Origin of the sequence: Thalassospira lohafexi, assembly GCF_002844275.1 — a bacterium.
In the GTDB taxonomy this organism is placed as follows: Bacteria; Pseudomonadota; Alphaproteobacteria; order Rhodospirillales; family Thalassospiraceae; genus Thalassospira; species Thalassospira lohafexi.
Window position 1 is genome coordinate 1 of the sequence record NZ_NXGX01000001.1, and the last position, 14219, is coordinate 14219.

The 14219-nt window shown below is 55.9% G+C and carries 5 protein-coding genes and 1 pseudogene; 3 read left to right on the forward strand and 3 right to left on the reverse strand.

The genetic code is table 11. The annotated features are described in order from the left end of the window. A pseudogene (locus tag COO92_RS22335) lies at positions 1-9130 on the forward strand (calcium-binding protein); the annotation flags it as partial. Between the two features lie 100 nt (positions 9131-9230). On the opposite strand, the gene COO92_RS00030 reads toward COO92_RS22335, so the two are convergent. Beyond that, entirely contained in the window at positions 9231-10229 is a 999-nt protein-coding gene (locus COO92_RS00030; RefSeq protein WP_101299951.1) for a tRNA dihydrouridine synthase, read from the reverse strand. 231 nt (positions 10230-10460) lie between these two features. Between COO92_RS00030 and COO92_RS21995 the strand changes: the two genes are divergently transcribed. Then, entirely contained in the window at positions 10461-10610 is a 150-nt protein-coding gene (locus tag COO92_RS21995; RefSeq protein ID WP_022730877.1) for a hypothetical protein, read from the forward strand. Between the two features lie 156 nt (positions 10611-10766). Next, on the forward strand, positions 10767-10922 hold the full coding sequence (locus COO92_RS22000) for a hypothetical protein (RefSeq protein WP_158246434.1): 156 nt from the start codon (positions 10767-10769) through the stop codon (positions 10920-10922). A gap of 63 nt (positions 10923-10985) precedes the next feature. On the opposite strand, the gene meaB is transcribed toward COO92_RS22000, so the two are convergent. Further along, on the reverse strand, positions 10986-12041 hold the full coding sequence (gene meaB, locus COO92_RS00035) for a methylmalonyl Co-A mutase-associated GTPase MeaB (protein ID WP_101298828.1): 1056 nt from the start codon (positions 12039-12041) through the stop codon (positions 10986-10988). Positions 12042-12064: 23 nt separating this feature from the next. Continuing rightward, complete coding sequence (scpA, locus tag COO92_RS00040; protein WP_101298830.1) at positions 12065-14218, reverse strand: methylmalonyl-CoA mutase; 2154 nt, start codon at positions 14216-14218, stop codon at positions 12065-12067. Position 14219: the final 1 nt, after the last annotated feature.

Genomic DNA, 14219 nt, shown 5'->3' on the forward strand with positions numbered 1-14219 from the left:
CGACACCGTTGGCGGCGGTGCTGGTGATGACACAGTCGAAGGTGGTGGCGGCAACGACACCCTGAGCGGTGGCGACGGTACAGACACCCTGTCGGGTGGTGATGGCGACGATGTTCTTCAGTTCGAAGCAGATCGTACCGGTCAGTCGGGCGACAGCACCGATCACGCCGGTAGCCCGGGCGTTGATGGTACTGGCGATGTTGCCGACCTTGATGGTCTTGGCCTGAGTGACGATGAATTTGACGGCGGTGCCGGCATCGATACCCTTGTCGGGACGGCCGGCGGTGACGCGATCATCCTGGATGGCGATCATGAAAATGGTTCGGAAAATCCGACCATCCGTGATGTCGAAGTTATTGATACTGATGCGGGTGATGACCTTGTCGATCTGACCAGCCAGACCCATGAATATGGCGATGTGACGGTGAATGCCGGAACTGGCGATGACACGGTCTGGACCGGTGCAGGCGATGATGAAATCAACGCCGGTGATGGCAACGATGCGATCCATGACGGTGCGGGTGATGACGTTGTAAATGCCGGTGCAGGAGATGACGTGATCGAAGGCAGCCTTGGCAACGACACCCTTGATGGTGGCGATGGCACGGACCTTCTGGATCTGTCGGATGCCGATGGTGTGACGGTTGATCTTGATGCCGGTACCGCACAGTCAGATGCCTTTGGCTCCGATACGATCAGCAATATCGAAAACGTAACCGGTTCAGCAGGTGATGACACCATCACCGGTTCGGACGGTGTAAACGAAATTGATGGCGGTGCCGGAAACGACGTCCTTGATGGCGGTGCTGGCGACGATACAATCACTGCGGGTGATGGCGACGATACGGTTCTGGCCGGTGCGGGCGATGATACGCTGGCCGGTGGCGATGGGACTGATACCCTTGATATGGCGGGTGCGAATGGTGCCGATGTCGATCTGGCAGCGGGTACTGCAAGCAGCCTTGAAACCGGTGACGATGCGATTTCCGGATTTGAAAATGTCATTGGCTCGGATGGTGCTGATGTCATTACCGGTTCGGATGCGGCCAACGAAATTGCTGCGGGAACGGGCGACGATACGGTTGACGGTGGTGCTGGTGATGACGTCATCGACGGCGGTGCGGGCTCCGACATCCTGTTGGGTGGTGCCGGGAACGATCAGGTTGATGGCGGCGCTGGTGCCGATACACTCAATGCGGGCCTTGGCGATGATACCCTGACCGGTGGGACGGGCACAGACAGCTTTGTCTTTGACGATGGCGTTGATGACGATCTGGTCACGGACTTCACCATTGGCGAAGACAGCATTTCATTGCCAGACAGCGGTGTCACGACCTGGACCGACTTGCAGGCGATGTTGTCTGATGGCCCGGACGGCGCGGTGATTACTTTGCCGTCTGGTGGCACTGTGACACTTTCGGGCGTGTCGGTTGCTGACCTTGGCCCGGATGACTTCGAAGGTGTGGAGAATATCCCGACCGGCGGCAATGACAGCCTGCCGGGTGGTGATGGCGACGACACCATCGATGGCGGTGATGGCGACGATACCGTTACCGGTGGTGATGGTGGTGATACACTCGGCGGCGGTGAAGGTGATGACACGCTTGAAGGCGGCGACGGCGGCGATACGCTGAGCGGTGGTTTAGGCAGTGACACCCTTGACGGCGGTGCAGGTGACGATGTTCTGCAATTTGGTGCCGATAGCACCGGCCAGGCTGGTGACAGTACCGACCATGTTGGTAGCCCGGGCGTTGATGGCACCGGCGATGTTGCCGACCTTGAGGGACTTGGCCTCAGCGACGATGTTTATGATGGTGGTGCGGATACCGATACACTGGTTGGCACCAGCGGCGATGACGCCATCATTCTTGATCGTGATCATGAAAACGGCACAGCAGGCCCGTCGATCATTGATGTTGAAGTCATCAATGCGGGCGATGGCGATGACGTTGTCGATCTGACCAGCGAAAATCATTCCTATGGCGATGTGACGGTTGATGCCGGAACTGGCGATGACACGGTCTGGACCAATGCGGGCAATGACAGCATCGACGGCGGCGATGGCAATGATCACCTCAATGGTGGTGCCGGTGACGACGTTGTAAATGCCGGTGCAGGCAACGATACGGTTGTTGGCGATGCGGGTAATGACACCCTGTCGGGTGGCGATGGCACCGATACGCTTGATATGTCCGATGTCCAAAGTGACATTGCGATCAATCTTGCCGATGGTACGGCCAACAGCAGCGAAACCGGTTCGGACGTTATTTCCGGATTTGAAAATCTGGTAACCGGTTCGGGCGATGACACCATCACGGGCAGCAGTGCCGACGATACCATTTCGACCGGTGACGGTGCGGATACCATTGATGGTGGCGATGGCATCGATTTGATTGATGCTGGTGCAGGCAACGATGTGATTTCCGATGGCGCAGGCAGTGATTTGGTCAATGCCGGTGCGGGTGATGATACGGTCATCGCCGGTGCGGGAAATGACAGCCTTGATGGTGGGGACGGTTCCGACACCCTTGATATGTCCGGCGCGTCAAGCGATGCGCAAGTCGACCTTTCTGCCGGGACGGCACAGTCGTCTGAAACCGGCAGTGATCAGCTTTCCAGCATTGAAAATGTAACAACCGGTTCTGGTGATGACCAAATCACCGGGTCGAGTGCCAATAACAACATCGCGGCGGGTGCGGGCAATGACACCATTGATGGTGGTGCCGGTGATGATACCGTTGCCGGTGGTGAAGGTTCCGATACATTCATCTTTGGCGATGGCACGGATCACGACGTTGTCAGTGACTTCACACGTGGCGAAGACAAACTGTCGATTGATGACCTTGGCCTTGAAAGCTGGAGTGACGTGCTGCCGCTGCTCAGTGAAAATGGCAACGGCGATGCGGTTCTGAACTTGCCTGCGGGTGGCACGGTGACACTGGTTGGTGTCGGCCTTGGCGATCTGAGTGCTGATGATTTCAACAACATCACCGATGGCGCAACCCAGTTTGACGATTTCCTTGAGGGCACGGATGGTGATGACACCATTGATGCACTTGCAGGGGACGATATTGTCGACGGTGGTGCGGGTGACGACACCTTGCTGGGTAACAGCGGTGACGACACGATTTCCGGCGGTTCAGGCAATGACGACATTGATGGCGGTACGGGCAGTGACACCCTTTCAGGTGGTGATGGTGACGATCAGCTTAGTGGTGGCGACGATAACGATGTGCTGTCGGGCGGTGCGGGCGACGACACTCTTGATGGTGGCGACGGCAACGACGTTCTGAACTTCGAAGCTGACGATACCGCAGAATCCGGTGATACCACCGAACATACCGGTAGCCCGGATGTCGATGGCACCGGCGATGTTGCCGATATTGGCGGGAAAAATATTTCTGACGATACGTTCATCGGCGGTGAAGGCACCGATACCCTGAACATGTCCGATGGCAACGATGCGCTGATCCTTGACGGTTCGAAACTCGGCGACGGTGAAACCAGCACCAGCACCGTTGAAACCCGGACCCTTGGCCTGACAGATTCCGCAAGCAGTGCTGATGTACAGGCCGCATGGTCGGATGCAAACCTGTATGGCTTTGATTTTGGCACATCCTATGTCGGCGAAGACGGCAAGCTGAACCTTGCGGCGGCTGACGACACCGTGACCTTTGATGGTAACGGTATTGGCAATAACGGCGGTAGCCCGGCGGGCGGCCAGATCAACCATGATGGCAACAGCGGCGAAAGCGAAGCCGTCGTTGTCGATCTTGGCGCAAATGCCACAACGGCGACGGTTCAGGTTTCCAACCTGATGGCCAATGAAGGCGGCGGCGAAGTTGGTTCTTGGCAGGCCTTTGATGCGGACGGTAATCTTGTCGCATCGGGCGTGCTTGATGACAGCACGGTTGATTACAGCAACAACAGCGTTGGCACCGCCAACATCAGTGTGACCGATGATTTCGGTAACCCGGTTGAATTCCGCTATATCGCGTTTGAAAGCGAACCTTATGCCAATGGCACGTCCGGTTCCGACAGCAGCGATTATTTCGTCCGCTCAATCAGCTTTGACACCGTCGTTCAAGATACGACCACTGATGGTGCCCGACTTGACGGGGTTGAAGTCATCAATGCGGGTACGGGCGATGACGTTGTTGATCTGACCAGCGATACGATTGCCTATGGCGATGTCACCATTAATGGTGGTTCGGGGTCCGACACCCTTTGGGGCAATGCGGGCGATGACACGATCCGTGGTGAACTTGGCCATGACAATATTCACGGCGGTGCCGGTGATGATTATCTTGATGGCGGTTATGGCGATGACCTGATCGACGGCGGTGTTGGGAATGACACGCTGGTTGGTGGCACAGGTAACGATCAGCTGCGCGGTGGCGAAGGCGACGACATTCTGGTGGGTCAGGGCGATAACGATACCGCCCTTTATGACGACGCCACGTCGGGTGTGACTGTCGATCTTGCAAATTACACAGCCACCGGCGGTGCGGGCAATGACAGCCTGTACACCATTGAAAACGTCGTTGGGTCGGATCATGACGACACGATCAGCGGTGGGGCGGGCAATAACATCCTGACCGGTGGGGCGGGCGACGATACCCTTGCCGGTGGTGCGGGTAACGATACCCTTGCCGGTGGTGATGGCACGGATACAGCTGATTACAGCAATTCGAGTGCTGTGGTTGATGCCGATCTTTCGACCGGTATTGCCGAGCTTGCCAATGGTGACACCGACAAACTTTCAAGCATCGAAAACCTGATTGGTTCGGATGGCAACGATACCCTGACCGGGTCGGATGGTGATAACACCCTGACCGGTGGTGCAGGCAACGATACGCTGTCGGGCAATGCCGGGAACGACGTCCTTGACGGTGGTGACGGCAACGACACGCTTGATGGCGGCGAAGGTGCCGACATCGTTGATGGCGGTGCCGGGGACGATCATATTCTGGCCGGTGCAGGCGATGATACGCTGGCCGGTGGTGATGGTGCCGATACCATCAATGATGGTGCGGGCAATGACGTTGTTGATGCGGGCGCTGGCAATGACAGCCTGATTGCGGGGGCGGGTGACGATACGCTGGCCGGTGGCGATGGCGAAGATACTCTTGATATGACTGCCGCAGACGGCGCGACAGTTGATCTTGGTGCGGGTACGGCGACATCTGATGCGACCGGATCCGATACCATCAGCAGCATTGAAAACGTTATTGGTTCGGACGGGAATGATATCCTGACCGGGTCTGACGGTGCCAATACTCTTCTGGGTGGTGCGGGTGACGATACCATCGAAGGCGGTGCAGGCGGTGATTACCTTGATGGTGGTGATGGTCGTGACACCATCAGCTACGAAGGATCGGATGCCGGTGTCGAGGTTTACCTTGGCGAAACCGATGCCAATGCCCGTACGCCCGGTGAAGCGGGGCGTGCCTATGATGGCGACGCAGCGGGCGACATTCTGGCCAACTTTGAAAAAGTCATCGCCTCGGCCCATGACGATTACGTCTATGGCAACAGCCAGAACAATGAAGTCGATCTTGGCGATGGCAACGACACGTTTGACAACGTCGAAGCAGACGTCAGCACCGACACCGTCGATGGCGGCGAAGGCAATGACACGATCTGGACCGGTGACGGCGAAGATACGCTGCTCGGCGGTAACGGCGACGATTACCTGAATGGTGAAAAAGGCGACGACGTCCTTGACGGTGGTGCTGGTACCGACCGTCTGGTTGGCGGTGATGGCAATGATACGCTTGATGGTGGTTCGGGTGACGATACCCTGTCGGGTGGCTCAGGTGCCGACCTTATCCAAGTCAGCAGTCTGGATGGCGACAAGGTCGTTACCGACTTTAACACCAGCGTTGATCAGATTTCGCTCGATGCGCTTGATATCAGCACATGGTCCGATCTGGCGCCGCTTCTTTCGGAAGTGAATGGCAACACGGTCATTGATCTGGGTGAAAATGGCTCGGTCACGTTGCTGGGTGTGCGTCTGAACGATGTTTCTGCCGACATGTTTGTCGGGATTGAGAATGACGGTGGCGCAACACCGTTTGACGATATTCTGATCGGCACCAGCGAAGATGATTACATCGACGCGCTGGCCGGAAATGACGTGGTTGATGGCGGAGCGGGTGATGACACCATCAACGGCATGGAAGGCGATGACAACCTTTCAGGTGGCGATGGCGATGACACCATAACCGGCGGCAGCGGCAATGACGTTGTATCGGGCGGTGACGGCGACGATACCCTTGATGGTAACGAAGGCCATGACGTTATCGCGGGCGGCGCGGGCAATGACACCCTGATCGGCGGCAGCGGCAACGATGTCATGGATGGCGGCGGTGGCGATGACTACATCGACGGCATGGAAGGTGACGACACCATCACCGGTGGCGATGAAACCGACACGATTTATGGTTCGTCCGGCGAAGATAAGCTTGATGGCGAAGGTGGCGACGACGTCATTTATGGCGGCGACGACAATGACAGCATCGCAGGCGGTGTTGGTAACGATCTTCTGTCGGGCGATAACGGCAACGACACCCTTGATGGTGGTGCGGGCAACGATACGTTGCTTGGCGGGGATGGCAATGACACGCTGACCGGTGGTGACGGCAATGACGTCCTGTCGGGTGGTAATGGCAATGACCTTCTTGATGGTGGTGCAGGTAACGATACCCTGACCGGGACCGATGGTGCCGACACCCTGATTGGCGGAACCGGCAATGATACGCTTGATGGCGGTGCCGGGGATGACACCTATACCGGGGGTGCTGGTGAGGACCAGATTCTTGTATCGAACAATTCCGGCGATAAGGTTGTCACCGACTTTAACGTCAATGATGATCAGATCAATCTGGCGTCGCTTGATGTTGATGACTGGGCCGATCTTCAGGGCCTGATGAGCGAGGTCAATGGCAACACCGTCATTAACCTTAATGGTCAGGGTACCTTGACGTTGGTTGGTGTTTCGATGAGCCAGCTGAATTCCGACATGTTTGTCGGTGTGCAGCAGTCAACGGGCCCGACCCCGTATGACGATCTGCTTTATGGCACCAGCAACAATGACACGATTGCCGCCCTTGCCGGTGATGACACGGTTTATGGCCTGAATGGTCAGGACACGCTGTCGGGTATGGACGGGAATGACAGTCTGTATGGCGGTGATGGCGATGACACCCTGTCGGGTGATGGTGGCAATGACATTGTCGAAGGTGGCAGCGGTCAGGACAGCATCACCGGTGGTGACGGCGACGATACGCTGGACGGCGGGTCAGGTGATGACCGTGTCTGGGCCGGTAACGGCAATGACACCGTTCTGGGTGGTCAGGGCCAGGACAAGCTGTACGGCGAAGCTGGTAATGACACCATCGAAGGCGGCACAGGCGACGACACTCTTAAAGGTGGCGACGGCAACGATGTGCTTGATGGTGGCGAAAACAACGACAAGCTTTATGGCGGCGATGATGCCGATACGCTGCTTGGCGGCAATGGCGATGATAAGCTGTATGGAGACGCCGGTAATGACACCCTGATCGGGGGTCTTGGCCACGATACGCTCAGCGGTGGTGATGGCCGCGATACGGCAAGTTATGCCAATGCAACGTCATCGGTTGCAGCCAGCCTTGAAAGCGGCACCGCGACCGGCGGTGATGGCAGTGACAAGCTGTCTTCGATCGAAGATCTGATTGGCTCGAACTTCAACGATTACCTGTTTGGTGATGATGGATCGAACCTGCTGTCGGGTCTTGATGGCAATGACGTTCTGGGTGGTGACGGTGGTGATGACACCATCTGGGGTGGCCTTGGCGATGATACGATCAATGGCGGTTCGGGTTCGGACTTGATTGATGCCGGTGGCGGCGACGACACCATCGAATATCAGAAAGATGCGACATGGACCGGCAGCCACGCGGCCAAAAACGTTGGCGATCCGGGGATGGCCGGCACCAACGAACAGATCAATCTTTCGGGCTATAACCGTTCCGAAGACATCTTTGACGGTGGCGCCGGGACCGATACCCTGTCGATGACCAGTGGCAATGATGCCCTGTTCCTTGATGATGATCTTACCGATCCGGGGACCAGCCCGCGCATTTCCAACATCGAAGTGATCGATGCGGGCAATGGCGATGACATCATTGACCTGACCAGTGACGATCTGTCTTACGGTGATGTCACCATTCTGGGCGGCACGGGCGATGATATCGTCTGGAGCAATGCCGGGGATGATGTGCTTGATGGCGGCGAAGGTGACGATACCCTTTGGGGTGGTTCGGGTGCCGATACGTTGCTGGGTGGCAACGGTGAAGATGTGCTCAATGGTGGTGCCGGGGATGACGTCCTGCAATACAACGCAGACGACACCTGGGGGAACAGCTGGTACGCGCTTAATGACGGCTCGCCAAGCGAAGATGGCCATAATCACGATAATGGCTGGGGCCATGACAACCACAATGGCAACGGTTGGGGCCATGAGGATGGCGGCGATGACGGCACCGGTGAATACGTCAATCTAGGCGGGTACAACCAGTCCAACGACGTATTCGAAGGTGGTGCTGGAACCGATACCCTGCAGATGACCAGTGGCAACGATGCCCTGTTCCTGCATGATGATGTCAGCGACGGTGACAACGATGTTCGCATCAGCGGTGTCGAAGTGATCGAAGCCGGTGATGGCAATGACATCATTGATCTGACCAGCGATACCTATAGCTACGGCGATGTGACGCTCGATGGTGGCGATGGCAATGATACGCTTTGGAGCAATGCCGGTGATGACGTCCTGCTTGGTGGGGCGGGTAATGATCATCTTTATGGCAGTGCCGGGGATGACACGCTGACCGGTGGCACGGGCTGGGATGAATTCCAGATTGGCAAAGCGGATGGCCATGACATCGTGACGGACTTCACGCCGGGCGAAGACATCATTGATTTGTCGGAGTGGAACTATAACAACTTCAACCAGATCCAGAACGACATGCATCTTGATACCGATGGCAACGTCGTGATCGAACTTGGCAATGATGCATCGGTTACCCTGATGGGCGTTCATGATCCCGATGATCTTGATGCCGATGACTTTGGATTTGGGACCTAAGGCTTAAGGTCTTTGGTCCGGACACAACAAGAAAACGGGGTGGTTCAATGAACCACCCCGTTCGCATTTTGGCATTGGTGTCAGAAATCGTGACCGTCTCTTATTCGGCGGCAATCGCAACGTCTTGTTGCTGATGTTCCGGCAGGGTCATGTCGTGCTGCAATTTGGCACGTAATTCATCGATGGCGCGGATACGTTTGATTTCATCAAAACAGGCAGCACCCTGCGTGTGGCTTTTACGGATAAGGGCCATCCATTGTTTGATACGTCCTGCCTGATGGTTTTCAGTTGATCCGTCTTCATCCATCAGATCGCAATAAGACAGCAGCATCGCCAAAACATCGGCCCAGCATTCCTTGGGCCGTTGCGTGCCGTTTTCAAACGCCTTGATGCGGTTGGCAAGATCGGGCGCTGCAACGGCGCCTCGGCCAATCATGAAGCTGTCACAGCCCGATACATCCCGGCATTTTTCGTAATCTGCGACGTCCCAAATTTCACCATTGCCGGTCATGCCGATTGAAATGGCCTCGCGGATACGCGCCAGATATTCCCAATGGGCGGGCGGCTTATATCCTTCAAGCTTGGTGCGTGCATGGACTGTCAGGTGCTGCGCACCGGCGGCTTCAACCGCGCGCGCATTATCAAGAAACAGTTCCTTGTCCGCATAGCCAAGCCGGACTTTCGCACTGACTGGTATGTGATCAGGAACTGCACGGCGCACGGCTGACACGATCCGATACAGATTATCCGGGCATTTCAAAAGAGATGCGCCAGCTTCGTGCTTGTTGACGGTTTTGGATGGGCAGCCGAAATTGATATCAATGCCCGGCGCGCCAAGGGTTGTCGCAAAGGCCGCATTTTCACCCATCAATTCCGGGTCATGTCCCATCAGTTGGACCAGAACCGGCACGCCTGAAAGGGTTTTTCCGCCATTGAGCAGTTCCGGGCAATAGCGATGAAACACGTGTGCAGGAAACAGGTTTTGCGAAACCCGGATAAATTCGGTGACGCACAGGTCGAACCCGCCGGTCGCACTCAGCAATTGCCGAACGCGCCAGTCAACAAGTCCTTCCATTGGTGCAAGCACCAGCTGCGTCATTGTGATGTCATCCTGTTTCATAAAATCAGTTGGCGGCTTTTATCATAAACCATGGATTGATGCCGTTGAAAAATCACAGACCAGCATTGTCAGGGTTGGACGCATATTAGTGAATTAAGGCGGAAAAAGCGCATTGCTGACACCTTTCCAGCGAATTCGGGGGATACATTCACAGCATCAAAAACAACAATGAAACGCCCGATGGTTTGTATCGGGCAGGAGTAACAAAGCATGCTGTATATTTTTGAAAGCGCCTTTGATGAAGTTGAAGCTGTTTCGCGCGAAGCCCGCGAGAAACTGTCTGGCCTTGAAATCGTACTGAAATCAACTGCCGAGAGCCTTCAGGTTCTCAAAGATCGTCTCGAACAGACAGCTTCCTGACGAAATGCTTTGATACCGGTTTCGTGCCATGAGCGTGTGCCGGGGTGCCATATGACGTCTTTGTCCGAGCAATAAACGAAGTTTATATGGAACCCTCCATCCCGCGCCCGCGTTCATGGGATGAAACTTTTCACGTCACAGCAGGAGGTAGCCGAAATGCTGTATATTGTTGAAAAAGCCCTAAACGAGATCGAAGCTATGCCGCGTGACGAACGCGAAAGCTTTGCCCATCTTGATCATGAAATTGACGAGGCGGTCGAAAAACTTAAAGTTTTGAAAGAAAAGCTTAAGGTTGATGCGAAAAGCAAATAACTCCGCCACGAAAGACTTAAATACCAGGGCCGTGCAACATCGTGCGCGGCCTTTTGTTTTGACTTACTTCTCGGCTTTTTTGATCAGACCCAGCATTTCCTCGACTGCTGCGGTCGGGTTGGTGGTGCCCGAAAGCACGCCCGCCTCAAGCGTTTTAAGCCGGTCTGCGACGTCATCACGCTTGGTAAAGGTTTCTAGCAACCGATCGCGCAGCATGCTCCACATCCAGTCGCGTTGTTGACGGGCACGTTTGGCGGAAAATTCGCCTTCCTTGTCCATCACAACCCGATGCTGGTTGATCAAATCCCAGATGGTATCAAGCCCGTCATTGATCAGCGATGACACCATCACCGATTGCGGACGCCAATGCTTGCTGGTCGGTTGCAGAATGCGAAGGGCCGATGAATATTCACGTTTGGCCTCACGCGCCTTGGCGGGATCGGCGTCCGCCTTGTTGACCGCGATCAGATCGGCGATTTCAAGCACACCTTTTTTAATGCCCTGAAGCTCATCCCCCGCACCGGGCAACATCAGGACAAGGAAAAAGTCGGTCATTTGAGCGACCATGGTTTCGCTTTGTCCGGCCCCGACGGTTTCAACCAGCACCACGTCAAACCCGGCGGCCTCGCACAGCAAAATGGTTTCACGGGTCATGCGATTGACGCCGCCCAAATAGCCGCTGCTTGGTGATGGGCGGATATAGGCGTTTGGATCAATCGACAGTTCGTTCATCCGGGTCTTATCACCCAGAATGGACCCGCCGGTCCGCGCGCTGGTGGGGTCAACCGCAAGCACGGCAACTTTTTTGCCCGCCTTGGTCAGGTTTTTGCCAAAGGCCTCGATAAAGGTGGATTTGCCAACACCGGGAACGCCAGTAATGCCAATGCGCTGTGACCCGCCTGTGTGGGGCATCAGTTGGGCCAGAACGGCCTGTGCCTGATCAAAATGTTTGGCATTGCGGCTTTCGACCAGCGTGATCGCACGTGAAAGGATGGTACGATTACCGCCAAGCACACCTTCGACAATCTGGTCGGTCGTCAGGACACGTCGGCGCACAGCCTTGCGCGGGCTGACAGTGCCGCCCGAACCCGCCGGTATGGTGCGCAGAGTTTCTTTCACCGCCTGTCCTTGTAACTGTGCTGCTATGCCGCTTCGTCGCCAGCCTGATTTAACTTTTCTAGCAGGTCGGATGCCGCTTCGGCAATCACCGTTCCCGGTGGGAAGATCGCCTCGGCCCCGGCTTCGAACAGTTTGTCGAAATCCTGTGGCGGGATGACGCCCCCCGCAACAATCATGATGTCTTCGCGGCCAAGTTTATCAAGTTCGGCACGTAGTTGCGGCACCAATGTCAGGTGACCTGCGGCAAGGGAACTTGCACCGACAATATGAACATCGTTTTCGACAGCCTGTTTTGCCGCCTCTTCTGGCGTCTGGAACAGCGGGCCGATATCTACGTCAAAGCCAAGATCGGCAAAGGCAGTTGCAATGACTTTCTGACCCCGGTCATGCCCGTCCTGACCCATCTTGGCGATCAGGATACGCGGACGGCGACCTTCGTTTTCCTCGAACGTCTTGATCAGGCGATCCACCTTGGCAAGGGCCTCGTTATCCGCCCCGACTTCGGTTTTATAGACTCCCGCGATGGAACGAATAACCGCCTGATGACGGCCATAAACCTTTTCAAGCGCATCTGAAATCTCGCCGACCGTGCATTTGGCGCGTGCGGCCTGAACGGCAAGTTCAAGAAGGTTGCCTTCGCCACTGTCGGCGGCATTTGTCAGCGCCGTCAGCGCACTTTTTACCGCGCCATCGTCACGTTCTGCCCGCAGGCGTTCAAGCTTGGCGATTTGCTGACGGCGGACTTCGGCGTTATCGACCTGAAGCACATCGACCGGGCGGTCATCAGTAACGCGGTATTTATTAACCCCGACAAGGGTCTGACGACCACTATCGATGCGGGCCTGTGTGCGTGCGGCGGCTTCTTCGATACGCATTTTGGGAATACCGGCCTCAATCGCCTTGGCCATGCCGCCCTGTTCTTCGACCTCGGCAATATGGGCCCATGCCTTTTCCGCCAAATCGCGGGTCAGGCGTTCGACATAATACGACCCACCCCATGGATCGATGGCATTGGTCGTGCCACTTTCCTGTTGCAAAAACAGCTGGGTATTACGTGCAATCCGGGCCGAGAAATCGGTCGGCAAGGCCAATGCTTCGTCAAGGGCATTGGTGTGCAACGACTGGGTATGGCCCTGTGTCGATGCCATGGCCTCGACACAAGTGCGGATGACATTGTTAAACACATCTTGGGCGGTAAGCGACCAGCCTGATGTCTGACTATGGGTGCGTAGCGACAGTGACTTGGGGTTTTGCGGATCAAACTGTTTGATCATCTTGGCCCAGATCATGCGCGCAGCCCGCATCTTGGCAATTTCCATAAAGAAATTCATGCCCGTCGCCCAGAAGAACGACAAACGCGGCGCAAATTTATCAATCGGCAACCCAGCAGCCTGCCCAGCACGGGCATATTCAATACCATCGGCCAGCGTATAGGCCAGTTCAAGATCAGCCGTCGCCCCGGCTTCCTGCATGTGATAGCCGGAAATCGAGATCGAGTTGAATTTCGGCATGTTTTGCGACGTAAACGAAAAGATGTCCGAAATGATCCGCATCGAGGGTTTCGGCGGATAGATATAGGTGTTGCGCACCATGAATTCTTTGAGGATGTCGTTCTGAATGGTGCCCGAAAGCTTTTCGCTTGCAACGCCCTGTTCTTCGGCAGCCGCAATATAAAGCGCCATGATCGGCAAAACTGCACCGTTCATGGTCATCGATACCGACATCTCATCAAGCGGAATTCCATCAAAAAGGGTGCGCATGTCATAGATGCTGTCAATCGCCACACCGGCCATGCCGACATCACCGGCAACACGGGGATGGTCGCTGTCATAGCCGCGGTGGGTGGCAAGGTCGAAGGCAATCGACAGGCCCTTTTGCCCGGCGGCAAGGTTACGGCGATAAAACGCGTTGGATTCTTCGGCGGTCGAAAAACCGGCATATTGGCGAATGGTCCAGGGGCGCTGGACATACATGGTGGGGTAAGGGCCGCGCAAAAACGGCGGCATGCCCGGCATGGTATCAAGGTGATCAAGGCCATCCAGATCAGACGGGCCATAGGTCGGTTTGACGTCGATGCCTTCGGGCGTGGTCCATGGCGTTGCCTCAAACGGGTCTTTGGTCGCGGCCGTTGCGCCGTCAAATAGGGGAAGGTCGGAGAAATCAGGAATGCGGGTCATG